General features: G+C 71.1%; 26 protein-coding genes and 2 tRNA genes. 16 read left to right on the top strand and 12 right to left on the bottom strand.

What is annotated here, in order from left to right; genetic code table 11:
• Nucleotides 1-2: 2 nt before the first annotated feature.
• Together ACIQU4_RS23540 and ACIQU4_RS23535 are read right to left on the bottom strand one after the other, a co-directional pair.
• Nucleotides 3-1,223, bottom strand: coding sequence for a serine/threonine-protein kinase (locus ACIQU4_RS23540; protein WP_403733954.1), 1,221 nt, complete (start codon nucleotides 1,221-1,223; stop codon nucleotides 3-5).
• A 69-nt stretch (nucleotides 1,224-1,292) separates the two neighbouring features.
• A complete protein-coding gene (locus ACIQU4_RS23535) occupies nucleotides 1,293-1,841 on the bottom strand; it encodes a transcriptional regulator (protein ID WP_030292665.1) in 549 nt (182 codons plus the stop codon).
• Between the two features lie 164 nt (nucleotides 1,842-2,005).
• On the opposite strand from ACIQU4_RS23535, the gene ACIQU4_RS23530 reads away from it, so the two are divergent.
• Nucleotides 2,006-2,078, top strand: a tRNA-Ala gene (locus tag ACIQU4_RS23530).
• Nucleotides 2,079-2,160: 82 nt separating this feature from the next.
• Here the strand turns inward: ACIQU4_RS23530 and ACIQU4_RS23525 are convergent.
• Nucleotides 2,161-2,685: a GNAT family N-acetyltransferase gene (locus ACIQU4_RS23525; RefSeq protein ID WP_403733951.1), complete on the bottom strand. Its 525-nt coding sequence runs from the start codon at nucleotides 2,683-2,685 to the stop codon at nucleotides 2,161-2,163.
• 139 nt (nucleotides 2,686-2,824) lie between these two features.
• Between ACIQU4_RS23525 and ACIQU4_RS23520 the strand changes: the two genes are divergently transcribed.
• Nucleotides 2,825-3,235, top strand: a complete 411-nt coding sequence (locus tag ACIQU4_RS23520) for a LysM peptidoglycan-binding domain-containing protein (protein ID WP_387290672.1) — start codon at nucleotides 2,825-2,827, stop codon at nucleotides 3,233-3,235.
• 71 nt (nucleotides 3,236-3,306) lie between these two features.
• Here ACIQU4_RS23520 and ACIQU4_RS23515 read toward each other — a convergent pair whose 3' ends face one another.
• Nucleotides 3,307-3,990 carry a DUF5324 family protein gene (locus ACIQU4_RS23515; RefSeq protein ID WP_403733947.1) on the bottom strand — a complete coding sequence of 228 codons (684 nt, stop codon included), beginning with the start codon at nucleotides 3,988-3,990 and terminating at the stop codon, nucleotides 3,307-3,309.
• Nucleotides 3,991-4,164: 174 nt separating this feature from the next.
• Here ACIQU4_RS23515 and ACIQU4_RS23510 point away from each other — a divergent pair, with 174 nt between their 5' ends.
• Nucleotides 4,165-4,692, top strand: coding sequence for a peptidylprolyl isomerase (locus ACIQU4_RS23510; RefSeq protein WP_403734075.1), 528 nt, complete (start codon nucleotides 4,165-4,167; stop codon nucleotides 4,690-4,692).
• Nucleotides 4,693-4,820: 128 nt separating this feature from the next.
• Nucleotides 4,821-5,696 (top strand): rhomboid family intramembrane serine protease, encoded by an 876-nt coding sequence (locus ACIQU4_RS23505; RefSeq protein ID WP_403733944.1) that lies wholly within the window; start codon nucleotides 4,821-4,823, stop codon nucleotides 5,694-5,696.
• A 141-nt stretch (nucleotides 5,697-5,837) separates the two neighbouring features.
• On the opposite strand, the gene crgA is transcribed toward ACIQU4_RS23505, so the two are convergent.
• Nucleotides 5,838-6,092, bottom strand: a complete 255-nt coding sequence (gene crgA, locus ACIQU4_RS23500; protein ID WP_030153143.1) for a cell division protein CrgA — start codon at nucleotides 6,090-6,092, stop codon at nucleotides 5,838-5,840.
• Nucleotides 6,093-6,183: 91 nt separating this feature from the next.
• Between crgA and ACIQU4_RS23495 the strand changes: the two genes are divergently transcribed.
• The 6 genes from ACIQU4_RS23495 (at nucleotide 6,184) to ACIQU4_RS23470 (ending at nucleotide 10,151) form a co-directional block, all read left to right on the top strand.
• Nucleotides 6,184-6,972, top strand: coding sequence for a DUF881 domain-containing protein (locus tag ACIQU4_RS23495; RefSeq protein WP_403733941.1), 789 nt, complete (start codon nucleotides 6,184-6,186; stop codon nucleotides 6,970-6,972).
• Nucleotides 6,929-7,711: a class E sortase gene (locus tag ACIQU4_RS23490; RefSeq protein WP_403733938.1), complete on the top strand. Its 783-nt coding sequence runs from the start codon at nucleotides 6,929-6,931 to the stop codon at nucleotides 7,709-7,711. Before ACIQU4_RS23495 ends, ACIQU4_RS23490 begins: the two co-directional genes overlap by 44 nt.
• Nucleotides 7,712-7,800: 89 nt before the next feature.
• Complete coding sequence (locus tag ACIQU4_RS23485; protein WP_403733935.1) at nucleotides 7,801-7,977, top strand: hypothetical protein; 177 nt, start codon at nucleotides 7,801-7,803, stop codon at nucleotides 7,975-7,977.
• A complete protein-coding gene (locus ACIQU4_RS23480) occupies nucleotides 7,974-8,612 on the top strand; it encodes an aminodeoxychorismate/anthranilate synthase component II (RefSeq protein ID WP_403733932.1) in 639 nt (212 codons plus the stop codon). The genes ACIQU4_RS23485 and ACIQU4_RS23480 overlap by 4 nt, the downstream gene beginning before the upstream one ends.
• A complete protein-coding gene (locus tag ACIQU4_RS23475; protein WP_403733929.1) occupies nucleotides 8,609-9,421 on the top strand; it encodes a class E sortase in 813 nt (270 codons plus the stop codon). The genes ACIQU4_RS23480 and ACIQU4_RS23475 overlap by 4 nt, the downstream gene beginning before the upstream one ends.
• A gap of 13 nt (nucleotides 9,422-9,434) precedes the next feature.
• Entirely contained in the window at nucleotides 9,435-10,151 is a 717-nt protein-coding gene (locus ACIQU4_RS23470) for a class E sortase (protein ID WP_403733926.1), read from the top strand.
• A 111-nt stretch (nucleotides 10,152-10,262) separates the two neighbouring features.
• On the opposite strand, the gene pknB is transcribed toward ACIQU4_RS23470, so the two are convergent.
• From pknB to ACIQU4_RS23440, 6 genes are all read right to left on the bottom strand, one after another.
• Complete coding sequence (gene pknB, locus ACIQU4_RS23465) at nucleotides 10,263-12,287, bottom strand: Stk1 family PASTA domain-containing Ser/Thr kinase (protein ID WP_403733923.1); 2,025 nt, start codon at nucleotides 12,285-12,287, stop codon at nucleotides 10,263-10,265.
• Between the two features lie 213 nt (nucleotides 12,288-12,500).
• Entirely contained in the window at nucleotides 12,501-13,976 is a 1,476-nt protein-coding gene (locus tag ACIQU4_RS23460; RefSeq protein WP_403733921.1) for a peptidoglycan D,D-transpeptidase FtsI family protein, read from the bottom strand.
• Nucleotides 13,973-15,397 (bottom strand): FtsW/RodA/SpoVE family cell cycle protein, encoded by a 1,425-nt coding sequence (locus ACIQU4_RS23455; RefSeq protein WP_403733917.1) that lies wholly within the window; start codon nucleotides 15,395-15,397, stop codon nucleotides 13,973-13,975. The genes ACIQU4_RS23460 and ACIQU4_RS23455 overlap by 4 nt, the downstream gene beginning before the upstream one ends.
• Nucleotides 15,398-15,431: 34 nt before the next feature.
• Nucleotides 15,432-16,892, bottom strand: coding sequence for a Stp1/IreP family PP2C-type Ser/Thr phosphatase (locus ACIQU4_RS23450; protein ID WP_403733914.1), 1,461 nt, complete (start codon nucleotides 16,890-16,892; stop codon nucleotides 15,432-15,434).
• A gap of 141 nt (nucleotides 16,893-17,033) precedes the next feature.
• Nucleotides 17,034-17,537 carry an FHA domain-containing protein gene (locus ACIQU4_RS23445; RefSeq protein WP_030153127.1) on the bottom strand — a complete coding sequence of 168 codons (504 nt, stop codon included), beginning with the start codon at nucleotides 17,535-17,537 and terminating at the stop codon, nucleotides 17,034-17,036.
• A 10-nt stretch (nucleotides 17,538-17,547) separates the two neighbouring features.
• The gene (locus ACIQU4_RS23440) at nucleotides 17,548-18,363 is read right to left on the bottom strand and encodes an FhaA domain-containing protein (protein ID WP_403733911.1); all 816 of its coding nucleotides are present in this window, start codon (nucleotides 18,361-18,363) and stop codon (nucleotides 17,548-17,550) included.
• 292 nt (nucleotides 18,364-18,655) lie between these two features.
• Between ACIQU4_RS23440 and ACIQU4_RS23435 the strand changes: the two genes are divergently transcribed.
• The 6 genes from ACIQU4_RS23435 to ACIQU4_RS23410 all read left to right on the top strand — a co-directional run bounded on the left by ACIQU4_RS23435 (nucleotide 18,656) and on the right by ACIQU4_RS23410 (nucleotide 24,144).
• A tRNA-Leu gene (locus ACIQU4_RS23435) sits at nucleotides 18,656-18,738 on the top strand.
• Nucleotides 18,739-18,981: 243 nt separating this feature from the next.
• The gene (locus tag ACIQU4_RS23430; protein ID WP_403733908.1) at nucleotides 18,982-20,676 is read left to right on the top strand and encodes a sensor histidine kinase; all 1,695 of its coding nucleotides are present in this window, start codon (nucleotides 18,982-18,984) and stop codon (nucleotides 20,674-20,676) included.
• Nucleotides 20,677-20,684: 8 nt separating this feature from the next.
• A complete protein-coding gene (locus tag ACIQU4_RS23425) occupies nucleotides 20,685-21,344 on the top strand; it encodes a response regulator (protein WP_403733906.1) in 660 nt (219 codons plus the stop codon).
• A gap of 92 nt (nucleotides 21,345-21,436) precedes the next feature.
• Nucleotides 21,437-22,882: a DUF2252 domain-containing protein gene (locus tag ACIQU4_RS23420; protein WP_403733903.1), complete on the top strand. Its 1,446-nt coding sequence runs from the start codon at nucleotides 21,437-21,439 to the stop codon at nucleotides 22,880-22,882.
• A 71-nt stretch (nucleotides 22,883-22,953) separates the two neighbouring features.
• The gene (locus ACIQU4_RS23415; protein WP_403733900.1) at nucleotides 22,954-23,763 is read left to right on the top strand and encodes a J domain-containing protein; all 810 of its coding nucleotides are present in this window, start codon (nucleotides 22,954-22,956) and stop codon (nucleotides 23,761-23,763) included.
• 36 nt (nucleotides 23,764-23,799) lie between these two features.
• Nucleotides 23,800-24,144 (top strand): rhodanese-like domain-containing protein, encoded by a 345-nt coding sequence (locus tag ACIQU4_RS23410; protein ID WP_403733896.1) that lies wholly within the window; start codon nucleotides 23,800-23,802, stop codon nucleotides 24,142-24,144.
• A gap of 10 nt (nucleotides 24,145-24,154) precedes the next feature.
• Here ACIQU4_RS23410 and ACIQU4_RS23405 read toward each other — a convergent pair whose 3' ends face one another.
• Nucleotides 24,155-25,297, bottom strand: a complete 1,143-nt coding sequence (locus ACIQU4_RS23405) for an acyl-CoA dehydrogenase family protein (RefSeq protein WP_403733893.1) — start codon at nucleotides 25,295-25,297, stop codon at nucleotides 24,155-24,157.
• Between the last annotated feature and the right edge of the window lie 41 nt (nucleotides 25,298-25,338).

Below are 25,338 nucleotides of genomic sequence, written 5' to 3'. Positions count from 1 at the left end.
GGTCAGATCCGGGTCAGCGCCCAGACGCCCACGGCGAAGCAGAGCAGCGCCGCGGTGAGGATCCCGGCGGCGGCCTTCGCCGACGGCGGGGCGATCCGGCCGGACCGCGCGGGCGCCGCGTACGGGGTGGCGACGGCGGTGGCGGCGGTCGTGCCCGGGGCGCCCGCTGCATCGGAGCGCACCGGCGGCGGGAGGTGGAAGCTCCCCGTCTCCGAGGGCCCGAACGCCCCGGCCGGCGGGGGCGGCCCGAACCCGGCCGGGGCGGCCGGCACGGCCGCGGCCGCGTGCGCCTGCGCCGGGATCCCCGCCGCGGTCGGTGACTCGGGGGTCACCGCGGCCGTGCTCTGCGGCCCCTGGGGCCCGAAACCGGCGGGGAGCGGGCCGAGTTGGTCGAACACCTCCACCGGTTCCTCGCCCGGCGCGGGCTGCGGGAGCAGCTCCACGGCCTCGGCAAGGGCCTTGCGGGCCCCTGTGGCGGTCTTGAACCGGCTCTGGGGGTCCGGCTGGAGAAGGTTCGCGATGACGTCCCAGAGCGGCGCCGGAACGCCCTCGGGGGCGCCGGGGGTGCCATGGGCGAGGAAGTGCTCGACCAGGGCCCGGGAATCGGGCTTGCTGCCCCGCAGGAGGTAGAGGGCGACCAGCCCGACGGCGAAGAGGTCGGCGGGGAAGTCGGGTTCGGAGCCGAGCAGTTGTTCCGGGGCGAAGTAGCCGGGGGTGCCGACCACGTAGTCGGTCTCGGTGAGGCGCGGCTCGCCCTTGCGCATCGAGATGCCGAAGTCGGACAGCCGCAGGTGCGGCCGTCCGGATCCGGTGGCCTCCATCAGGATGTTGGCGGGCTTGATGTCGCGGTGGACGACGCCCTCCGCGTGCACCGCCGCCAGCCCCGACAGGAGCTGGTCGAGCAGCGCGCACACGAAACGGGGCGGCAGCGGGCCGTAGTCCCCGATCACGTGGGCGAGGGAGCCGCCCGCGACGAGGTCCATCGTGAACAGGACCTTGTCGTCGTCCGCCGCCCAGCTGGCTGGGGCCAGCACGTGCGGGTGGTCGATGCGCAGGGCCTGCTCCCGGACGAACCGCAGCAGGGTGTGGGCGTCGCTCTGCCTGAGCACCTTGGCGGCGACGTACCGGCGGCGCCGGTGGTCCCAGGCCCGCCACACGGCGCCCGCGCCACCGCGTCCGATCGGATCGATCAGCTCGTACCGACCGGCGAATATCTCACCCATCGCTGCGCCCGTCCCCCGTCTCGTGCGTGCGTCTCGTGCGTGCGTGCGTCTCGTGCGTGCGTTCCCGCGTCAGTTCTGGTGGGACTCGTAGTGGGCGACCGCGTCGGCGGTGCGGCCCGCGCCGTAGACCCGGAGGAACTCTGCCAGTTCGGGATGGCTGGGGGCGAGGGAGTCGGCCGCGTCGATGATGTCGCCGGCCGCGGAGACCGAGCGCAGCAGCGACTGGATCTCGCGGACGACGCGCTTGACGGTGGGCGCGCCCGAACTGGTCGTGGTCTGCCCGCTGTTGCTGAGGACGGAGCCTCCCTGGGTCTTCTTGATCTCGTCCATCCGGTCGGTGGCCTCGGCCGCGCTGACGCTTCCGTCCGCCACCTGGCCCGCGAGATCCTGGAGGGCCTGTACGCGCTGCACCACGGCCGGGTTCCCGATCTTGGCCCGCTGGCCGCTCATCAGCTGGGACAGCATGGGCGCCGACAGTCCGAGGACGGCAGCGAGGCGGGCCTGGTTCAAGCCGAGGTCATCTATGAGCCGGCGGAAGAGAGCGCCCAGCGGCTCCCCGTACCAACTGCGCTGAAGCTCTCTGGCTCTGGCCGTGGCCTCTTGCTGAACAGCGTCCACTCTTAGTACTCCCCTACTTCGCTGGTGCGAACCTCGCGAGCATCTTACGGAGCGTGGTCGCGTGGCGGGAGCCCCCATAATTTTGCGAGATGCGGGGGTACACCCGGTACTCTGTTCTGCGGAACGGCCACACCTTCACGGGAGGCGGTCGCGTCCATCTTTTCGGGGCTTTAGCTCAGTTGGTAGAGCGCTGCCTTTGCAAGGCAGATGTCAGGAGTTCGAATCTCCTAAGCTCCACAGCATCAGAGGCCACCTGACCAGCGGAAACGCAGGTCAGGTGGCCTCTTTGCGTGGTGTGGTGCGCGCGGCGGGGCCCCGGCTAGAGGTCGATCCAGTACCGGCGCTTGGGGCCGACGAGGGTGTCGCGCACGTCCTCCAGGACGCCGCCGGACCGCTCGATCGTGCGCACCGACCCCGTGTTGTCGGGGTCGCACGTCAGGAGTACCCGGTCCATCCCCAGGAGCCGGGCCTCGTACAGGACCGCGCCGAGGGCCCAGGCGGCCAGGCCGCGGCGGCGCGCGGAGGGCCGGATGCCGTAGCCGATGTGGCCGCCGGCGTCGAGGAGGAAGCCGTTCAGGTAGTGGCGCAGGTCGATGGCACCCAGATAGGTGTCGTCCTCGGCGATCCACCAGTACGTGGCGTGCACGCGGCCCTGCTCGACGGGGCGGGTCCGGTCCCCGTACCCGCGCAGCCGCTCCGTCCAGGCGGCGAAGCCCCCGGGGCTGTCCACGTCGTCCTGCGAGCCGAGTCCGGCGCCGTCCATGTGGGCGTCGGGGCCCCATTCCTCGCGGGCGGCGAGCCAGGAGGCGTGCAGGCGGGGGGAGGGGAGGACGAGCTCGGGCATCCGTTGACGGTAACAGCAGGGCGGGCCCCGCCACGGTCCCCCGGTTGGCCCTGTCACAGGGCCGGGCGGCCCCGACTGTCCGACAGTGGGGGAAGGCACCGAGCCAGGGGGCGACACCACGCCGGAGGCGTACAGACCAATGGGACTCTTCGACTTCCTCAAGTCCGACAAGAAGAAGCACGAGGCCGCGGAGAAGGCCGCGGCGGCCGCGTCCGCCGACTACGCGGCGAAGTACACCGACGCCGTCTCGGCCACCAAGGCCGCCGCCGAGCGCATGGCCGCCGCGGCCCCGCCGAAGCCCGCGCCGCACACCCCGACGCCCACGTCCGCCGCGCACAAGGCGGTGCCGGCGGCTCCGGCGCCCAAGCCGATGCCGGCCGCCAAGAAGCGTACGTACACCGTGCGGGAGGGCGACTCGCTCTCCGCGATCGCCCGCCGGGAGCTGGGCAACGAGGCCCGCTGGCGCGAGCTCTACGCGATGAACAGGGGCGTCATCGGCTCGAACCCCGAGCTCGTCCACCCCGGCCAGGTGCTCACCCTCCCCCACTGAGGGCGGGACATGGCGAGAGGGCCCGGATCCGTCGGATCCGGGCCCTCTCGCCGTCTGCGGTCAGAGCCGGCTCACTCGTCGGCCGAGCCGTTGGAGACCTCGCGCTCCTTCGCCGCCAGCTCGTCGTCGAAGCTGGCCGGCTCGCGGTCGCGCGACACTTCCGTGGCGGCCGGCGGCTCGACGAGCCAGTCCGGGTTCGACTGCTGGTCCCACCACCGCCACGCCATGTACGCGGCGCCGGCCACCAGGCCGACCACCGCCACGTACTTGAACGTCCGGCCGGCCCGGCACCGCCGCTCGTGGCGCTTGACCAGCTTCTGGACCTCCTTGGCCGACACCTGGCCGCGCAGCGCCGCCAGGGCCGCGGTCGACCGGGACGCGGCCTCCTCGGCCACCGGCTGGGCCGCCGCCAGAGCACTCTCCAGCTTCGGCTGCGTGTAGTCGGCCGCCTGCCGCGCCGCACGGCGCGTGTGGTGCACGGCCATCGTCGCCGCGCGGTCCACGTTCGGGGGCACGTGCGTGCGGGCCGCCATCATCCTCGGGTGCAGATGCGCGTCGTACGCCGTACGGGCCTGCCGGGCCGCCTCGGCGGTCGCGTACGAGACCTTCGGTGCCAGCCGCTCGTTCGCCTCGGCCGCGTATTGCACAGCGGCTTCCCTGGCGGCCGCTGCGTACGGCGCCACCGCTTCCGCTGCGTGCCTCGCCGTGTCCCTGGCGCTTTCGGCGGCCAGGTGCACGCTGTCCTTGCGGGTCACAGGATCCTCCTCCTCGGTGGCGGACACAGTTCACCTTTCCACCCTTTGTCGGATCATGCCTGCCATACCGCCGGGCGGCATGCGTGACAGGGCATACGGGTGGAGGATTTCTGTGCCGCGCAGCGCTCCGTGGGAGGATCTGGACCGACAGTGATGACTATGGAAGGCAGATCCGTGGCCGAGAAGCTCTACGCCACCCTGAAGACCAACCACGGCGACATCGAGATCGAGCTCCTGGCGAACTTCGTTCCGAAGACGGTCAAGAACTTCGTGGAGCTGGCCACGGGCGCCCGCGAATGGACCCGTCCCACCGACGGCCAGAAGACCACCGATCCGCTGTACGACGGCACCGTCTTCCACCGCGTCATCAGCGGCTTCATGATCCAGGGCGGCGACCCGCTCGGCAACGGCACCGGCGGCCCCGGCTACCGGTTCGCCGACGAGTTCCACCCCGACCTGGCCTTCACCAAGCCGTACCTGGTCGCCATGGCCAACGCCGGCCCCGGTACCAACGGGTCCCAGTTCTTCATCACCGTCGCGCCCACGGCCTGGCTGACCCGCAAGCACACCATCTTCGGCGAGGTCACCGACAAGGCCAGCCAGAAGATCGTGGACGACATCGCCGGCCTGCGGACGAACCCGCGCACCGAGCGCCCCCTCGACGACGTGATCATCCAGGCCGTCGTCGTCGAGAAGCGCTGACCCCCGAGCCGTCGCCCCGGGAACCTTTCCGCCCCGCCCGTCCGTCCTGCATGCGTGGCGACCGATGGGGCCACAGCCGGACGACCGGCGGGGCGCACCGCCCGTCCCGCCGCTGACCGAGGGGACCGATGGACACCGACCGTCTGCCGGGCTGCTACCGCCACCCGGACCGCGACACGGGGATCCGCTGCACGCGCTGCGAGCGCCCCATCTGCCCCGAGTGCATGATCAGCGCCTCGGTCGGCTTCCAGTGCCCCGAATGCGTCCGTGACGGCTCCGGTACGGGGCACGCCCCGGCCGCGAACGCACCGCGGACCGTCGCGGGCGGGGTGGTCGCCACCGATCCGCACCTGGTCACCAAGATCCTCATCGGGATCAACGCCGCGGTGTTCCTGGTGGGCCTGCTCGCGCCGGCGTTCGTGGTCCAGCTGGAGCTGCTCGGGCGGTACGTCGAATACTTCGGCGGCCCCGTCGAAGGGGTCTCCACCGGCCAGTACTACCGGCTGATGAGCTCGGTGTTCCTGCATGTGGAGTGGTGGCACATCGGGGGCAACATGCTGGCCCTGTGGGTGATCGGCGGCCCGCTGGAGGCGGCTCTGGGCCGGGTCCGCTACCTCGCCGTGTTCCTGCTGGCGGGGCTGGGCGGAAGCGCCCTCGTCTATCTGCTGACGGCGCCGAACACGCCGACCCTCGGCGCCTCCGGCGCGATCTTCGGCCTGCTCGGCGCGACCGTCGTGCTGGTGCGCCGCCTGCGCTACGAGATGCGGCCGGTCATCACCATGGTCGTGCTCATGCTGGTGCTGACCTTCGTGCCCTTCGGCGGCAGCCTGTCCGTGTCCTGGCAGGCCCACATCGGCGGCCTGGTGACCGGTCTGCTGGTCGGTCTGGGCATGGTGGGACCGGCCGCCGGCAGGACGCGCACACTGGTCCAGTGGGGGACCTGTGGAGCGGCGTTCCTGCTGGCAGCAGCGGTGGTCCTGGTGCGTACGGCCGAACTCACCTGATCACACCGGCGTCAACACTCCACAGAGTTATCCACAGATCTTCTGTCTTTTCCTCAGGTGTGGATGACGCTGTGGATAACTCATGGGGAGAGCTTGTGGACCCGGTGCGCCTGTGCTTGCCGGCGCGTGATCAGGGGCCGGTCACTTCCACTGCGTGGACACGCCGAATCCCGCCGCGATGAAGCCGAATCCGACCACGATGTTCCAGTTGCCCAGTGCCTCGATCGGCAGCTGGGTCTCGGTCACGTAGAAGACGACGATCCACGCGAGACCGATCAGGAAGAACGCCAGCATGACCGGGGCGACCCAGCTGCGGTTGGTCAGCCTGATGGTCTGCGCCTGCTTCGCCGGCGGCGGCGTGTAGTCGTCCTTCTTGCGGATACGTGACTTCGGCACGAGGGGCTCTCCTGTCGATGCGCTGGGGACCTTGCCTGCCCCGGGCGTCCGTTAGCGTAGTGGACCTGTGGCGTTGAAGGAGAAGGGTACGTTGAGCAATTCCGACGACTCCTCCGCGGGTCCCCGTCGCCGGGCCAGACCGGTCCGGCTGCTGACGGCCGCCGTTTTCGCCCTGGCCGGTCTCATCTTCGTCACCAGCTTCAACACCTCCAAGGGTACGAACATCCGGACGGACGCCTCACTCCTCAAGCTCTCGGACCTCATCCACGAGCGCAGCCAGAACAACGCGCTGCTCGAACAGAGCACCGCGGCCGCCCGCGGCCGGGTGGACACCCTCGCCGACCGCGACGACGGCAGCACCAAGGCCGAGGACGCGAAACTGGCCGCCCTGCGGGTCGCCTCGGGCACCGAGCCGCTGTCCGGCAAGGGGCTCACGGTCACCCTGAACGACGCCCCGCCGAACGCCACCGCCCGCATCCCCAACGTGCCCGAGCCTCAGCCCAACGACCTGGTGATCCACCAGCAGGACCTCCAGGCCGTGGTGAACGCCCTGTGGCAGGGCGGGGCCGAGGGGATCCAGGTCATGGACCAGCGGCTGATCTCCACCAGCGCGGTGCGCTGCGTCGGCAACACGCTGATCCTCCAGGGCCGCGTCTACTCGCCCCCGTACAAGGTGAGCGCGGTCGGGGACCCGGCCGCGCTGCGCAAGGCGCTCGCCGCCTCCCCGGCCCTGCAGAACTACCAGCTGTACGTGTCGGCGTACGGACTGGGCTGGAAAGTGGACGAGCACAAGGAGCTGACACTCCCCGGCTACTCCGGCACAGTGGACCTCCACTATGCGAAGCCGCTGGACGCCACCTCCGCGAGCAGTACGCCGTGACGTCGTACTGCGCCTGGTGGTGCGGACGTTCAGCGAGGTGTGCCTGACGGCGGGCACGCTGATCGTGCTGTTCGTGGCGTACGTCCTGCTGTGGACCGGGGTCAAGGCCGACCGGGCCATGGACGGGGAGATGGCCCGGATGCGCGACCGCTGGGCCTCGGCCGGGGCCCCGGCCGCCGCGCCCGCCCCACCGCAGCAGCAGACGCCGGCGCCCGCCGCCGCCCCGCAGCCCGCGCCGCCGGAGCAGGAGCAGGAGCAGCCCGGATACCCGCCGGGCCAGGCCTTCGCCGAGATGTACGTCCCGCGCTTCGGCCCGGACTGGAACAAGCCGGTCCTGGAGGGCACCGGCACCGAGCTGCTGAAGAAGGGCCTGGGCCACTACGCGGGCACCGCCCGCCTCGGCGGCACCGGGAACTTCTCGGTCGCGGGCCACCGGCGGACGTACGGCGACCCCTTCAAGGACTTCCCGGAGCTGCGCCCCGGAGACGCCGTGATCCTCAAGGACGCGACCACCTGGTACACGTACACGGTCCGCGGCGGGCCGCTGCGCACCCTGCCCACCGACATCGGGGTGGTCGACCCGGTGCCGCGCCGGTCGCCCTTCACCGCGCCCGGGCGGTACCTGACGCTCACGACCTGCGACCCGGAGTGGGGACACAGCCACAGGCTGGTCGTCTGGGCGGAGCTGACCCAGACCCGCACGGTCGCCCAGGGCCGGCCGGAGGGTTTGCCGAGCTGACCCACCCGGCCGGGCCGCTGCCTTTAGTCTGTTGGCGTACCGCCCCCGCGGTGCGGTGGTCGATCGTGGACGGATAGGAAACAGACGGCATGTACGGCTGGATCTGGCGGCATCTGCCGGGCAACGCGTGGGTTCGCGCGATGATCTCTCTCGTACTGGTCCTCGGAGTGGTCTTCGTGCTCTTCCAGTACGTCTTCCCGTGGGCCGAGCCGCTCCTCCCGTTCAACGACGTAACGGTGGACGAGGGATCGGGAGCCACTCCGTGAGCGCGCGCATTCTGGTTGTCGACAACTACGACAGCTTTGTCTTCAACCTGGTCCAGTACCTGTACCAGCTCGGCGCGGAGTGCGAGGTGCTGCGCAACGACGAGGTCGAACTCGCCCACGCGCAGGACGGCTTCGACGGCGTGCTGCTGTCGCCCGGACCGGGCACGCCGGAGCAGGCGGGCGTCTGCGTCGACATGGTCCGCCACTGCGCCGACACCGGTGTCCCGGTCTTCGGCGTGTGCCTCGGCATGCAGTCCATGGCCGTGGCGTACGGAGGCGTCGTGGACCGGGCTCCCGAGCTGCTGCACGGGAAGACCTCGCCGGTGGTGCACGAGGGCCTCGGCGTCTTCGCGGGGCTGCCGTCGCCGTTCACCGCGACCCGCTACCACTCGCTCGCGGCCGAGCCGGGGACCCTGCCGGACGTGCTGGAGGTCACCGCGCGCACCGAGGACGGGATCATCATGGGGCTGCGGCACCGGGAGCACGATGTCGAGGGCGTGCAGTTCCACCCCGAGTCGGTGCTGACCGAATGGGGCCACCGGATGCTCGCGAACTGGCTGGTGCGCTGCGGGGACGCGGGGGCCGTCGAGCGCTCGGTGGGGCTGGCCCCGGTGGTGGGCAAGGCCGTCGCGTGACCGCGGTCGCGCCGTCCGCGCCCACGGAGGGCCGGGCCGCGCGGCGCAGGGCAGCTCAGGAGGCCGCGAAGCGCACGCGCAGGCGCAGCGGGGGCCGTCGGCGCAGGCGGCCCGCGTCGGGCGGCCCGGTGGTCGTCGCGAGCCGGCTCGCCGGGGAGCTGTTCATCACGCTGGGTGTGGTGATGCTGCTGTTCGTCGCCTACCAGCTCTGGTACACGAACGTGCTGGCGGAGCGGACGGCGAACGGGGCGGCCGGCTCGCTGCAGAAGAACTGGGAACGCAACCCTGGCGGGGCCGCCGCCCCGCAGGTCTCGGCGTTCGAGCCGGGGGAGGGCTTCGCGATCCTCCACATCCCGAAACTGGACGTGAAGGTGCCGGTGGCGGAGGGTGTCAGCAAGCCGAAGGTGCTCGACAAGGGGATGGTCGGGCACTACGGGGACGGCGCGCTGAAGACGGCGATGCCGGCCGACAAGCAGGGCAATTTCGCGCTGGCGGGCCACCGAAACACCCATGGCGAACCGTTCCGCTTCATCAACCGGCTGGTGGCGGGGGACCCGGTCGTGGTCGAGACGCGGGACGCGTACTACACGTACGAGATCACCTCGTCGCTGGCGCAGACCCCGCCGACGAACGTCTCGGTGATCAAACCGGTGCCGGAGGGCTCGGGCTTCACCGCCCCGGGCCGGTACATCACGCTGACGACCTGCACCCCCGAGTTCACGAGCACCTACCGGATGATCGTATGGGGCAGGATGACCGACGAACGCCCCCGCAGCCAGGGTGCTCCGCCCGCGCTGGCCAGCCCGTAAGGACGAACAAGCAGTGTCACGTGCCGCGTCGCCGCCCCCGAGCCGCAGTGTGCTCGCCGGGTTCCTGAGCCTGCTGGGCGAGTTCCTGATCACCGCGGGCCTCGTCCTCGGCCTGTTCGTCGCGTACTCGCTGTGGTGGACGAACGTGCTCGCGGACCGGCAGGCGTCGGCGCGCGGCAACGAGGTCCGCCAGCAGTGGCAGACCGGCCCGGGGGCGAACGGGGCCGCGGCGCCGGGGGCGCTGGACACCAAGGACGGCATCGGCTTCCTGCACGTACCGGCGATGAAGAACGGCGAGGTCCTGGTCAAGCGGGGCACGGCGCCGGACGTCCTCGACGACGGCGTGGCCGGGTACTACACGGACCCGGTGAAGGCGGCCCTGCCGTGGGAGGCCTCGGGGAACTTCACCCTGGCGGCGCACCGGGACGGGCACGGCGCGAAGTTCCACAACATCGACAAGGTGAAGAACGGCGACGCGGTCGTCTTCGAGACGCGGGACACCTGGTACGTGTACAAGGTCTTCGCGGAGCTGCGCCAGACGTCGAAGTACAACGTGGACGTGATCTCCGCGGTCCCGAAGGAGTCGGGCCGGACGGCGCCGGGCCGCTTCATCACGCTGACGACCTGCACACCGGTGTACACGTCGAAGTTCCGCTACATCGTGTGGGGCGAGCTGGTGCGCACGGAGAAGGTGGACGCGCAGCGCACGCTCCCGGCGGAACTGCGCTGATGGCGACGATGGGCTGATGGCGACGATGCGCTGATACGGGAAAGCCCCCGTGCGCGGCTCTGAGGCCGCCCACAGGGGCTTTTCCGCGTCTCTGCGGGGAGAGAGTGCCGACTAGCGCCGGCCGCCCGTCAGACCGCCGAAGAGCGCCCCGCCGTCATTGCCGCCGTTCTGCTGGCCGGCGATCGTCTGGACGTTGATGACGCGGCCCGCTTCGACCGGGGTGCCCGCCGGCGGGTCGGTGTTCATGATGATCGCCTTGTCGTCCGTCGGACCCGCGATGACCTGGAGGCTCAGGCCCCGGCTCGCGAGGTCCGCCTTGGCCTGGGCGACGGTCTTGGTGAGCAGCTGCGGGACCTGGGTCTGCTGCGAGGCCTTGGCGATCTGGACGTTGACCGTCGTGCCCACCGCGAGCTGCTCGCCCGGCTGGTACTGCTGCTGGACGATCGTCTTCGGCGCGGCTCCGGGGGAGTCGACCTCCGTCTGGCTGCCCAGCTTGAGCTTGGCGTCGTTCAGCGCCTTGATCGCCTGCTCCCTGGTCTTCCCGAGGAGGTCCGGCATCGCGGCCTTCGCCTGTTCCTTGGCGACGGTCAGCGTGACGGTCGAGCCCTTCTGGGCAGTGCCGCTCTTCGGGTCCTGGTCCAGGACGGTGCCGGCGGGCCGGTCGGACTCCTGGGTCTTCTTCTCGACCACGAAGCCCTTGTCCTTGAGCGCCTTCTCCGCGTCGTCGAACGTCAGGTTGATGACGTTGGGCACCGGCAGGTTCGGGGCACCCGAGGAGACCTTGACCTTGACCGCGGAGCCCTTGTCGACCTTGGTGTCGGGCGCCGGGTTCTGCGAGCAGATGTTGCCCTTGGGCTGGTTGTCGCAGGCCTCGTCGGCTTCCTTCTCGACGTTGAGGCCGACGTTGTCGCCGGTCTTCTGGGCCTGCTCCAAGGTCTGGCCGATGAGCTTGGGCACGCTGGGCCGGTTGTCGGCGCCGCCGCTGAAGAGGGAGCGCCCGATGAGGATCGCGCCGACCAGGACGAGGATGCCCGCCGTGACCAGCAGGATCGTCGAGGCCTTGCTCTTCTTCTGCGGGCGCCGGCCGTGGCCGCCCTGGTCGTAGCCGCCCTGGCCCGGGTCCCCGTACCCGTATCCGCCGTCGCCCGGGGGCATCGGCGGGAGCATCGAGGTCTGGCCGGCGTCGGCCGTGCGCAGGGCCGTGGTGGGCTGGTCGTAGCCCTGGTGACCGTAGCCGTGGCCCTGGTCGGGGTAGCCGTAGCCGGGCGCACCCATGGCCACGGCGGCCGCGACGGGCTGGCCGTCGAGGCAGGCCTCGATGTCGGCACGCATCTCGTCGGCGGACTGGTAGCGGTAGTCGGGATCCTTGACCAGCGCCTTCAACACGATCGCGTCCATCTCGGGCGTGATCTCGGGGTCGAAGTTCGACGGCGGCTGCGGTTCTTCCCGTACGTGCTGGTACGCCACGGCGACCGGGGAGTCGCCGATGAACGGCGGCCGGACGCTGAGGAGTTCGTACAGCAGGCAGCCCGCGGAGTAGAGGTCGGAGCGCGCGTCGACCTGCTCGCCCTTGGCCTGCTCCGGGGAGAGGTACTGGGCGGTGCCGATGACGGCCGCGGTCTGCGTCATGGTCATGCCGGAGTCGCCCATGGCGCGGGCGATGCCGAAGTCCATGACCTTGACCTGGCCGGTGCGGGTGAGCATCACGTTGGCGGGCTTGATGTCACGGTGCACGATGCCGGCGCGGTGCGAGTACTCGAGGGCCTGGAGGATGCCGATCGTCATCTCCAGGGTGCGCTCGGGCAGCAGCTTGCGGCCGGAGTGCAGGAGCTCGCGCAGGGTGGAGCCGTCGACGTACTCCATCACGATGTACGGGATGGAGATGTTGTCGACGTAGTCCTCGCCGGTGTCGTAGACCGCGACGATCGCCGGGTGGTTGAGCGAAGCGGCCGACTGGGCCTCGCGCCGGAACCGGGCCTGGAAGGACGGGTCGCGGGCGAGGTCGGCGCGCAGGGTCTTGACGGCGACGGTACGGCCGAGCCGGGTGTCGTGGGCGAGGTAGACCTCGGCCATGCCACCGCGGCCGAGCACGTGGCTCAGCTCGTACCGGCCGCCGAGGCGACGCGGCTCTTCCATAACGTTGCAGCCCTCTCCGTCAGTCCCGACCGCACCCGTGTGTGGTCCGGCGGTGTGCTGTTCGCGCAAAGGCTACCGGCCGATCGTCGGTGATCGGTTCGTGACCACAGGCTGATACCGGACCGGTACCGTACGCTCGGATCCGGGCGGGAACAGTGATGTGGATCACTCCGGTTCGGCTCTTGCGCTGCTGTCGGCCCTTGCGCTCCTCCGTCAGCCCTTGTTCTGGTTCTTCAGCACGGCTTCCATGACGGCCTTCGCGACGGGGGCCGCGAGGCCGCCACCGGTGATGTCCTCGCGGGAGGCCTCGCTGTCCTCGATGACGACGGCGACGGCGACCGGGGAGCCCTTGTCGGTCTTGGCGTAGGAGATGAACCAGGCGTAGGGGCGCTTGGCGTTCTTCTCACCGTGCTGGGCGGTGCCGGTCTTGCCGCCGACGGTGACGTCCTTGATCTTGGCCTTGCCGCCGGTGCCGTTCTCGTTCTCGACGACGTTGACCATCATCTGCTGGAGCTTCTGCGCGTTGGCCGGGGAGAGCGGCCGGCTCATCTCCTGCGGCTCGTGCTTCTCGATGACGTCGAGGTTCGGGGCGGTGAGCTGGTCGACCATGTACGGCTTCATCAGCTTGCCGTCGTTGGCGACGGCCGCGGCGACCATCGCCATCTGGAGCGGGGTGGCGGCGGTGTTGAACTGACCGATCGCGGAGAGCGAGTTGCCCGGCCGGTCCATGTTCTTGTCGTAGATGCTGGCGAACGCCCGGACCGGGGTGTCGATCTTGTCGTTGTTGAAGCCGAACTTCTGCGCCGTCTCCAGCATCTTGTCCTTCGTCACCTTGTCGGCGACGTTGGCGAAGACGGAGTTGCAGGACACCTGGAGCGCGAAGTTGAGGGATGCCTTCTCGCAGCCCTTGGCGTGGTTGACCATCTCGGTCTTCGTCGTCGGCAGGTAGAACGGATCCGGGGTGTCCGTCGGCGCGTTGATGTCGGTGACGATGCCGTGTTCCAGCGCGGCCGCGGCGGTGACGACCTTGAAGGTCGAGCCGGGCGGGTAGGTCTCGCGCAGGGCGCGGTTGACGAGCTTCTTCTCCGGGGTGTCCTTCAGCTCGACCCAGTTCTTCTCGTCGGTCTTGGAGTTGCCGGCGAAGAGGGACGGGTCGTACGAGGGGGTGCTGACCAGGGCGAGGATGGCGCCGGTGCGCGGGTCGATCGCGGCGACGGCTCCGGTCTTGTCGCCGAGCTTGTCGTAGGCGGCCTTCTGGACGTCGGGCATCAGCGTGGTGACGACGTTGCCGCCGGCCTTCTTCTCGCCGGTGAACATGCCGATGGTGCGGTCGAAGAACAGCCGGTCGTCGTTGCCGGTGAGGATCTTGTCTTCGAGGGATTCGAGCTGGGTGGAGCCGAAGGCCTGGGAGGCGTACCCGGTCACTGGCGCCCAGAGCGGTCCGTCGATGTAGGTCCGCTTGTACTTGTAGTCGCTGCCGTCGGTGGTGTCGGACCCGGTGATGGCCTGGCCGCCCGCGACGATGATGTTGCCGCGCTGGGTGGCGTACTGGGCGATCTGGACCCGGCGGTTCTCCTTGCGGGTGCTGAGTTCGTCGGCCTGGACGTACTGGAGCCAGTTGGTCCGGATCAGCAGCGCGAGGACGAGCAGCCCGCAGAAGAGCGAGATGCGACGCAGGGGCTTGTTCATGACGGGCGGACCACCTGGGTCATCTCGGAGTCGGGGGACGGAGCCGGGGCCGGGGCGGGGCGGCGTGCGGTGTCGCTGATCCGGATGAGGATCCCGATGAGGGCCCAGTTGGCGAGGACGGACGAGCCGCCGGACGCGAGGAAGGGCATGGTCATGCCGGTCAGGGGGATGAGGCCCATGACTCCGCCGGCGACCACGAAGATCTGCAGGGCGAAGGCGCCGGAGAGACCGATGGCGAAGAGCTTGCCGAAGGGGTCGCGGGCGGCGAGGGCGGTGCGCACACCGCGCTCGATGATCAGGCCGTAGAGCAGGAGGAAGGCCATGACGCCCGCGAGGCCGAGCTCCTCGCCGACCGTGGAGAAGATGAAGTCGGAGTTGGCGGCGAATCCGATGAGGTCGGAGTTGCCCTGGCCCCAGCCGGTGCCGAGGACCCCGCCGGAGCCGAAGCTCATGATCGACTGGCCGACCTGCTCGCAGGCGCCCGACTTCGTGTAGCAGGCGAAGGGGTCGATCCAGGCCGTGACACGGGCCTTGACGTGGCTGGCGGTCGCGCCGACGACGGCCGCGCCGGCCACGCTCATGACGAGGCCGATGACGATCCAGCTGGTGCGCTCGGTGGCCACGTACAGCATGATCACGAACATGCCGAAGAAGAGCAGCGAGGTGCCGAGGTCGTTCTCGAAGACGAGGACGAGCAGGCTCATCGCCCAGATCATCAGGATCGGGCCGAGGTCGCGGCCGCGCGGCAGGTAGAGGCCCATGAAGCGGCGGCTGGCCAGCGCGAGGGCGTCGCGCTTCACCATCAGGTAGCCGGCGAAGAAGATCGCGATGACGATCTTCGCGAACTCACCGGGCTGGATGGAGAAGCCGGCGACGCTGATCCAGATCTTCGCGCCGAAGACGTCGGCGCCGAGTCCCGGGATGACCGGCAGGATCAGCAGGACCAGCGAGGCGGCCATCGAGATGTACGTGAACCGCTGCAGGGTGCGGTGGTCCTTGAGGAGCAGCAGCACGGCGGCGAACAGGGCGATCGCGAGCGCCGTGTACATCATCTGGCGGGGGGCCGACTCGGAGAACTGGCCGAACTGGCGCTTGGCCAGGTTCTGCAGCCGCTCCGACTGGTCGAGCCGCCAGATCAGGACGCAGCCGAGCCCGTTGAGCAGCGTGCCGATCGGCAGCAGCAGCGGGTCGGCGTACTTCGCGTAGCGGCGCACCACGAGGTGGGCGATGCCGGCGAGGACGGCCAGGCCGCCTCCGTACGCGATCATGCCCGGCGGCAGCTTGCCGTGGATCGACAGGCCCACGTTGGCGTAGGCGAAGATCGGGATGACCACGGCGAACGCGAGCAGCAGGAGCTCGGTGTTCCGCCGGCTCGGCAGCTCGATGGCGCCGATGGTGGTCGTGTTGGTGACAACGCTCATGGTGTGGCAGGCCCCCTGTGCCCGCGGGTGTGTACTACTGCTTGCCGCAGAGGCCGACCAGCGACTGCTCCGTGGGAGTCAGGCTGGGGCCGAGTGCCGGTGGGTTCTGCGCTTCCGCGGCGCGGCGCTCCTCGTCCTTCTTGCACGCGGTGACCTGGACGCCGAGTTCGTCGATCTTCTGACGGGCGCCGTCGAGGCTGGTCTCGGTGATGGTGGCCTCGACCAGCTTCCGCTTGAAGGGCGGCAGGTACTTCAGTTCGATGTCGGTGCGGTCGGTCTCCACCTTGGAGAGCTCCAGCGGCCCGAGGTTCTGGCTGATGCCGCGGAAGAGTGCCACGTGCTCGCCCTTGACGCCGATGTAGAACTGCGTCTGGGTCCAGCGGTGGGCGGCGTAGAGGCCGCCTCCGACCACACCGGCGACGATCAGCAGGATCAGGGTGCGGGTGGTCCACTTGCGCCCTTTGCTGCGGCGCCGGCGGGGGTGGTCGTACGTGTCCTCGTAGCGCGAGTCGTCGTCGTACGGGTCGGGTTCGCCGAAGCTGCCGTACGCGCCGCCGCCCTGGCTCTGGTCGGGGTATCCGTAGCCGGGGGCCTCGCCGCTGCCGGGGGGCCCGAAGGCGCCGGCCGGCGGGGGGGCCTGGCGGCCCAGGCCGGAGGCGCGGCCCGCCGGGGTCTGCATGGCGTTGCCGTCGAAGAGCTGGTGCTGGTTCTCGGCGACCGCGCCGACGATGACCGGGGTGTCGTTCAGCTGGGCGGCGAGGGTGTCGCCGCTGTCGGTGTCGAGGACGTCCGCGACGATGCAGGTGATGTTGTCCGGTCCGCCGCCGCGCAGGGCGAGCTGGATCAGGGCCTGCACGGTCTCGTGGGGGCCGTGGTAGTCGGCGAGGGTCTCTTCCAGGGTCTGGTGGGAGACGACGCCGGACAGCCCGTCGGAGCAGATGAGGTAGCGGTCGCCGGTGCGGACCTCGCGGATGGAGAGGTCGGGCTCGACGGTGTCACCGCTGCCGAGCGCCCGCATGAGGAGCGAGCGCTGCGGGTGGGTGGTGGCTTCCTCTTCGGTGATGCGGCCCTCGTCGACGAGGCGCTGCACCCAGGTGTGGTCCTGGGTGATCTGCGTGAGGACGCCGTCGCGGAGCAGGTAGGCGCGGGAGTCGCCGACGTGGACGAGGCCGAGGCGCTGGCCGGTCCACAGGAGCGCGGTCAGGGTGGTGCCCATGCCCTCGAGCTGGGCGTCCTCCTCGACCATGACGCGCAGCTGGTCGTTCGCGCGCTGCACGGCGGTGGCGAGCGACGTGAGGATGTCGGAGCCCGGGACGTCGTCGTCGAGCTGCACGAGCGAGGAGATCACCTCGGAGCTGGCGACCTCGCCGGCGGCTTGGCCGCCCATGCCGTCGGCGACCGCGAGGAGACGGGGACCGGCATAGCCGGAGTCCTCGTTGCCCTCGCGGATCATGCCCTTGTGGGATCCGGCGGCGAACCGCAGGGACAGACTCATGCGCACCTGCCCAGTCGATTCCTCCGGGTACAACCGGTCTCGAGCCACACTGCCCACCCTCCGGTCGGGAGCGCGCTCGGGTCCGTGTCCTGGGTGGTCCGGACTGCCGCGGCTCGCTCGCTCCGCTCGCTCATTCTCGTACTACTTCCGCAGCTCGATGACGGTCTTGCCGATGCGGATCGGGGCGCCCGGCGGAATGGGCGTCGGGGTGGTCAGCCGGGTCCGGTCGAGATACGTGCCGTTGGTGGACCCGAGATCCTCGACGATCCACTGGCCGTCACGGTCGGGGTAGATCCTGGCATGGCGGCTGGACGCGTAGTCGTCGTCCAGCACGATCGTTGAGTCATGTGCCCGGCCGAGCGTGATCGTCTGCCCCGCGAGGGCGACCGTGGTGCCCGTGAGGGTGCCCTCGGAGACGACGAGCTTGGTCGGCGCTCCGCGGCGCTGGCGCTGCTGTGGCGGCGCGGCGGCCTGGCGGCCGCCCTGCGCCGGCGCTCCGGGCGCGTTCCCGCCGCGGCGCGAGCCGCGCTGGGTGACGCGCGTACCGAAGAGGTCGCTCCGGATGACCTGAACGGCCACGATGACGAACAGCCACAGAACGGCCAGGAAACCCAACCGCATGACCGTCAGGGTCAGCTCTGACATTGCCCCCGCTTCACCCTTCGGCTTGCCGGTAAATGATGGTGGTGCTGCCCACGACGATCCGCGAGCCGTCGCGGAGCGTAGCGCGGGTGGTGTGCTGCCCGTCCACCACGATGCCGTTGGTGGACCCGAGATCCTGGATCGTCGAGGGCGTCCCGGTCCGGATCTCACAGTGCCGGCGCGAGACGCCGGGGTCGTCGATCCGCACATCGGCTTCGGTGCTTCGGCCGAGTACGAGCGTGGGGCGCGAGATCTGGTGGCGGGTGCCGTTGATCTCGATCCAGTGGCGCCGGGTGGCGCCTCCGGCGGCCACGGGGGCCGGCTCCGCGGCGCCCGGCCGGCGTGCGGGTGCGCCCGGGGGCGGTCCGGCCGGCATCGGCGGTGCGGCGACGGGTGGATAACCGTAGCCGCCCTGCTGGTTCTGGGGGGCCGCCTGCGGCGGCGCCTGGGAGGTGCTGGAGGCGAGCGTGCGGCTGCGGACCCGGTAGAGCCCGGTGTCGAGGTCGTCGGCCTTCTCCAGCTGGACCTTGATCGGTCCCATGAAGCTGTAGCGCTGCTGCTTGGCGTAGTCGCGGACGAGGCCCGCGAGCTCGTCGCCGAGCTGCCCCGAGTAGGGGCTCAGACGCTCGTAGTCGCCGGTGCTGAGCTCGACGATGAAGTCATTGGGGACGACCGTCCGCTCCCGGTTCCAGATCGTCGCGTTGTTGTCGCACTCGCGCTGGAGGGCGCCGGCGATCTCGACGGGCTGGACCTCGGACTTGAACACCTTGGCGAAGGTGCCGTTCACCAGACCTTCGAGTCGCTGCTCGAACCGCTTCAGGACTCCCATGGGGCACCTCCTCCGTCGTTGTCGCCCTGTACTGCTTACTGATCGTATCCACGCGTGGCGGATTCGGGTGGTTCCCCCTGGGTCCCATGCGCATGAGTGTTGGTACTCACAAGGGATCGTAGGGGCGCTCAGGGAACAGTGTCCCGCACCGGGAGCGCGGTGCGGGAGGGGCAACCGGAACCGGGCCCGGGGGTGCGGGGAAAGCGATGTGAATCCACCCCGTCCGACGTGCTAATGTTTCGACGTCGCCAGGGGAACGGACCGAAAGGGAAGATCCACTGGGGAGCTGCTCGGGCGAGTGGCGGAACGGCAGACGCGCTGGCTTCAGGTGCCAGTGTCCTTCGGGACGTGGGGGTTCAAATCCCCCCTCGCCCACATCGACGAAACGGTCGTCATCGCGAAAGCGGTGGCGGCCGTTTCGCATTTCCCGTGCGCTGGTGGGGTGTTGATCGCGGGCGGGACGATCCCGTGCCGTGTCCGGGGAGTTGGGGCTCCGCTACCGGTCCCGGTCACGGTGACGGGTGGAGTGGCCGTGGTGTCCGCCGGACGACTTTCGTCGGGCAGGGCGCGACGAAAGAGGGCGGCCCGGCGGGGGCGGCGGTGTCTAGGGTCGGGCGCGTGGATGCGACGGCGAGGATGCGGGCGGGCTGGGACTGGCTGAAGGGGCCCGAGCCGTGGACCCGGCGGATGCTGGCGGGCGATCTGGTGATCGCCGGGGTGATCGCGCTGCTCGGGCTGGGGGTCGAGGAGCTCGACAACGGCAGCGTGGAGCGGATGGCGGCCAGCGCCGCGGTTGTGGTGCTGCTCACGTTGGCGCGGCGCCGGCTGCCGGCCGCGACTTTGATCGTCGCGTCGGCGGTCTCCCCGTTCCTGCCCGGCTCGTTCCTGATCACCATTCTGCTGGGCTGGTCGGCGGGGCGCCGGATCGTCGGGGTGGGCCGGGCGCTGACCGCGTTCACCGTGGCCTTCCTCGCCGCGGTCGGCTTCGGCGTGGTGCAGGCGTGGTCCGACCAGCGGCCCGTGCTGGTGATCGTGTTCTCCACGCTGATCTTCCTCGCGACGACGGTGATGCCGGGTCTGGCCAGCCGCTACTGGTCGCAGCGCCGGACCCTGCTCCAGGCGCTCCAGGAGCGCAACGGGCAGCTGATGCGCGAGCGCGTGATGGTCGCCGGGCAGGCCCGGCTGCGGGAGCGCCAGCGGATCGCCCAGGACATGCACGACAGCCTGGGCCATCAGCTGGCGCTGATCGCGGTGCACACCGGCGCCCTGGAGGTGGACCCGCAGCTCACCGAGCGCCAGCGCGAGGCGGTGGGGGTGCTGCGGCAGGCCTCGGTCGCGGCGATGCACGAGCTGCGCGAGGTCGTCGGGATCCTGCGGGACGGCGTCGAGGCGCCGCTGCCGGCCGAGGAGGCGCAGCCGGCGGCGCGCGGGGTGGCCGGGATCGCCGGGATCGTGGAGGCGGCGCGGGGCGCGGGGACCGACGTACGGATGACCGTGTCGGGGCGGCCGAGGCCGCTGGTCGCGGCGTGTGACCACGCGGCGTACCGGATCGTGCAGGAGGCGCTGACCAATGCGTACAAGCACGCTTCGGGGGCGCCGATCTCGGTGGAACTGCGGTACGAGGACGACTCGCTGGTGGTGGAGATCGCCAACGGGCCGGCGGCCGGGCCGGGCGTCGGCGCGGTGGTCTCGGGTGGGCAGGGGCTCACCGGGCTGCGGGAGCGGGCCCGGCTCGTCGGCGGGATGGTGCACGCGGGCGGGACCGAGGGCGGCGGCTTCCGGGTGGCCGGCGTGCTCCCGTACGGGGCGGAGCCGGCGGGGGTCGAGGACATCGCCGACGACTTCGGACAGCAGGCGCAGGCCCAGGCCCAGGCCCGGGGGTTCGCGGTGGCGCCGCCGCCGATGGACTGGGCGGCGGTGGACAAGGAGCTGGCCGTGGGGGGCCGCAGCCGGGCCGGGGGCGTCGCGATGGGCTGCGGGATCGCCGTCGCGGCGGTGGTGCTGCTGGTGATCGTGATCGGGGCCGGGGTGGTGCTGCTCGTGGGCTCCGCGGGCAGCGCGATGATCAGCCAGGCCGACTACGACAAGGTCCAGGTGGGCGAGTCGGAGGAGGCGGTCCGCAAGAAGCTGCCCGACGGCGACAGCTTCATGACCGAGGGCCTGGACCGGAAGGGCCCGGAGCGGCCGGCGGGCTCGGACTGTCTGGCGCTGCTGTCCTCGGATGACTCGGGGCTGACCACCGATACTGTTTTCCGGTTCTGCTTCAAGGACGGCAAGCTGATCGACAAGCAGGCGTACCAGTCCGAGAAGTAGGAGCGCGGGTGACAGCCAAGGTGATCCGAGTGGTGATCGCTGACGACGAGCCGCTGATCAGGGCCGGGATCAGGATGATCCTGACCTCGGCACCGGACATCGAGGTCGTCGCGGAGGCGTCGAACGGGCGCGAGGCCGTGGACTTGGCCCGCGCGCACATGCCGGACGTGATGCTGCTGGACATCCAGATGCCGGTGATGGACGGGCTGACCGCGCTCGGCGAGCTGGGGCGGGCGGTGCCGGAGGTCCGGGCGCTGATCCTGACCACCTTCGGGGAGAAGGAGAACGTGCTGCGGGCGCTGGGCTCGGGCGGCGCGGGGTTCCTGCTGAAGGACACGGCGCCGGGCGAGCTGATCGGCGCGGTCCGGGCGGCCGCGGCCGGGGACGCGTACCTCTCGCCGGGGGCGACCCGGCACGTGGTCGACCAGCTGGCCTCGGGGCGGGGCGCGGCGCGCGGCGAGGAGGCCCGGCGGCGGGTGGCGGAGCTGAGCGAGCGGGAGCGCGGGGTGCTGGCACTGCTGGGTGAGGGGCTGTCGAACGCGGACGCGGGCCGTCGGCTGCACATGAGCGAGGCGACGGTGAAGACGTACGTGAGCCGCATCCTCTCGAAGCTGGGCTGTGAGAACCGGGTTCAGGCCGCCCTGCTGGCCAGGGACGCCGGGCTGTAGATACGGTCGGGCCGAATCGATGTTGGTGGAGCCGGGCGGATCGATGCCGTCGGGCCGGGACAGTACGACGGGTACGGGCGGGGGCGGCACGGATGGTGTTGGTACCGGAGCAGCGAGTGGCGGAGCCGGCAGGGGCGCTGGGCGCGCCGTCCGGCGGGCGGATCCCGTCCGTCGACGGGTTCGCGGCGCGGGCCGTGGCGGGTTCGCCCAAGGAGGCGGGCAAGGCTCTGCGGCTGCGGGTGCCGCGCTCGGCGCACGCGCACTTCGAGGCCCCGGCCGGACGGCCGGACGCGGTGCGGGCGGTGGAGGAGTCCAACGTCGGGCGGGTCCCCGAGCTGGCGCCGATACGGGTCGGCCGGATGGCCGCGAACCCCTTCGCGTTCCTGCGGGGGGCGGCCGGGCTGATGGCGCACGACCTGTCCGGCGGCCCGGTGACCGGTGTCGGCGCACAGATCTGCGGTGACGCCCACGCGGCGAATTTCGGGCTGTACGGGGATGCCCGCGGCCGGCTCGTCATCGACCTGAACGACTTCGACGAGACCGTGTTCGGCCCGTGGGAGTGGGACGTGAAGCGGCTCGCGACCTCGCTGGTCCTGGCTGGGCGGGTGGCCGGCGCGGACGAGGACACCTGCCGGGCCGCGGCGCACGACACGGTGGGCGCGTACCGCCGGACCATGCGGCTGCTGGCCAAGCTGCCGGCGCTGGACGCCTGGAACGCCATCGCGGACGAGGAGCTCGTCTCGCACACCGATGCCCGGGACCTGCTGGGCACCCTGGAGCGGGTCTCGGAGAAGGCCCGCAACAACACTTCGGCGCGGTTCGCCGCCAAGTCCACCGAGGCGGGCGCCGACGGGGCCCGTCGCTTCGTGGACGCGCTGCCGGTGCTGCGCCGGGTCGGCGACGGGGAGGCGGCGGCCGTGGCGGCCGCGCTGGGTCCGTACCTGCAGACCCTCCAGGGCGACCGGCTGCCGCTGCTGGCCCGGTACGCCATCCATGACGTGGCCTTCCGGGTGGTGGGCACCGGGAGCGTAGGCACCCGCTCGTACGTGGTGCTGCTGCTGGACCACCGCGGCGAGCCGCTGGTGCTCCAGGTGAAGGAGGCGCGGCCGTCCGTGCTGCTGCCGTACCTGCCCGCCCTGGGCTTCGAGAGCGCGGTCGAGGAGCACGAGGGCCGCCGGGTGGTGGCCGGGCAGAAGCGGATGCAGGTGGTCTCGGACATCCTGCTGGGCTGGACCACGGTGGAAGGGCGGCCGTACCAGGTACGGCAGTTCCGCAACCGCAAGGGCAGCGTGGACCCGGCGGCGCTGGCCCCCGACCAGATCGACGACTACGGGCGCATGACCGGCGCCCTGCTGGCCCGGGCGCACGCGCACAGCGCCGATCCGCGGCTGCTGGCCGGGTACTGCGGCAAGAACGACGAGCTGGACGAGGCGATGGCCACCTTCGCGGTGGCGTACGCCGACCGGAGCGAGGCCGACCACGAGGATCTGGTGGCAGCGGTGAAGTCCGGGCGGATCGCGGCGGAGGCCGGGGTCTGAGCGGGTCACGGTCGCGGGTCGATGTTTCACGTGAAACATCGACCCGGGCCTACCGGCCGTAGGCTGGCCGGGTGAGCGAGCAGCAGACTGAAGAGACGGGCGACGAGCGTCCCGAGGCACGCCTGGAGCGGGCCGTTCGGGCCGCCGAGCAGGCGCTGATCGAGTTCGAGATCGCGGTGGAGACCTTCCGGGTGGAGGTGGAGAACTTCTCCCGGCTGCACCACCAGAAGCTCGGCCCGATGTACTCGCGGCTCGACGAGCTGGATGCACTGATCGCCGAAGCGAAGGCGGAGCGCAGCGGGGACGCCGAGGATCTGCGACGGGCCCGGGACGCCCGCTCGCTGGTGATGCCGATGCCCGGGGTGGACGAGCTGTTCCACGACTGGATGGGTTCGGAGGGCATCTCCGACGACGCGTCGGCGATGCTCACCGATCGGCCGGTGCGGCCCCCGCAGCGGGTGCGGCCGACGGAGGAGGTGCGCCGCCTCTACCGCGAGCTGGTCCGCCAGGCGCACCCCGACCTCGCCCGGGACGAAGCCGAGCGCGAGCGTCGCGATGCGTTCATCGCGCGGGTCAACGCGGCGTACGGGCGCGGCGAGGAGCAGTTGCTGCGCGAGCTGGCCGAGGAGTGGGCGGCGGGTCCCGTGCCGGAGGCCGTACGGCGGCTCAACGAGAGCGAGGAGCTGTACGCCCGGCTGGAGTGGCTGGCACGGCGCAAGGAGCTGCTGTCGACGGTGGCCCGCGAGCTGGAGGACAGCGCGATCGGATCGATGCTGCGGATGGCGCCGGAGGATCCGGACCGGCTGCTGGAGGAGATCGCGGAGCAGCTGCTCGCGGATGTCGCGAAGCGTGAGGCGGAGCTCGCCGCGCTCGTTGGATAGGTTGGGACATAGATCTGCGATGAGAGAAGGCGACGTATGAACTTCGGACCGCTTCCCTCGGTGGACGCCGCCGCGGTGCCCTCCGAAGGCTTTGTCCTCGACGTCCGTGAGGACGACGAATGGGCTGCCGGACATGTGGAAGGTGCCCTGCACATCCCGATGAGCGATTTCGTGGCCCGCTTCGGTGAGCTGACGGAGGCCGTCGAGGACGGCCGCCGCGTGCACGTGATGTGCCGGGTCGGCGGGCGCTCCGCGCAGGTCACCCAGTACCTGGTGCGCCAGGGCATCGACGCCGTGAACATCGACGGCGGCATGCAGGCCTGGGACGGCGTCGGGCGCCCGATGGTGACCGACAACGGGAATCCGGCCTTCGTGCTCTAGCTCTCGAACCTCAGGCGAGGGCCTGGGCGGCCAGCAGGTCGCCCAGCGCCTCCTCGTGCGCGGCGGCCGGGCCCAGCTGGAGTTCCAGCTGCTTGGCCCACGCGTGGTAGCGGTGCAGCGGGTAGTCGGTGTCGGCGCCGAAGCCGCCGTGCAGGTGCTGCGCGGTCTGCACGACCCGTCGTACCCCCTCCGAGGCCCAGATCTTGGCGACGGCGACGTCCCCGGCGCTCGGCAGCGGGCCGCCTGCTCCACCGGTCGCCGCGTCGAGCCGCCAGGCGGCCTGCCAGAGGGTGACCTCCATGGCGCGCAGGTCGATGTAGCGGTCGGCGGCCTGGACGGCGACGGCCTGGAAAGTGGCCACCGGGAAGCCGAACTGCTCGCGCTTGCTGGTGTATTGGCTGGTCATGGTGAGCACGCCCGTGCCCAGGCCGAGCGCCAGGGCGCAGGTCCCGGTGGCGAGGAGCTGGCGCAGCCGCTCCCAGGCGCCCGGGGCGTCGATGAGGTGGCTCGCGGGCACCTGTACGCCGTCCAGGGCGAGTTCGGCCAGCCGCTCCCCGCTCGTGGAGACCTGGCCGGCCAGGGTGAGCCCCTCGGCGGTGCGCGGGACGAGCGCCAGAACGGCCTCCCCCTCGCCGGTGTGGGCCGGTACGGCGATCCAGTCGGCGCCGTGCGCCCACGGGACGGCCGTCTGTACCCCGTCGAGGGTCCACCGGGTGCCCTCGCGGCGGGCGGTGACGGCGAGTTCGGCGGGATCGTGGCCGCTGCGGCCGTGTGCGGCGGCGGTGAGGACGAGCGTCCCGCGCCCGGCACCGGGCAGCAGGGCGGCGGCCAGTTCGGGGCTGCCGTGGGCCTGGACGGCCATGGCGGTGGCGCAGTGCTCCAGCAGCGGCACCCGGGCCAGCACCTTCGCCGCCTCGCGCAGCACCAGGCACAGGGCGATCGCGTCGAGGCCCGCGCCGCCGTGCTCCTCGGCGAGGACCAGGCTCAGCAGGTCGGACGCGGCGAGCTTGGCCCACAGCGGCCGGTCGAAGTCCTCGGCGACGGCCCCCGGGGTCAGCGCGGGGCTGGGCACGCCGTCCGGGGCGACGTCCGCGAAGACGGCCTTCGCCGCCTCGACGGCGGCCTGCTGCTCCTCGGTGAAGGTGAAGTCCACTGCCTGTCCTCCCGCGCGCACCGGATCCCGGCCAGGCCCGG

It is taken from the genome of Streptomyces sp. NPDC090741 (genome assembly GCF_044769045.1).
Classification (GTDB): Bacteria; Actinomycetota; Actinomycetes; order Streptomycetales; family Streptomycetaceae; genus Streptomyces.
This window is presented reverse-complemented; position numbering and strand designations above follow the sequence as displayed.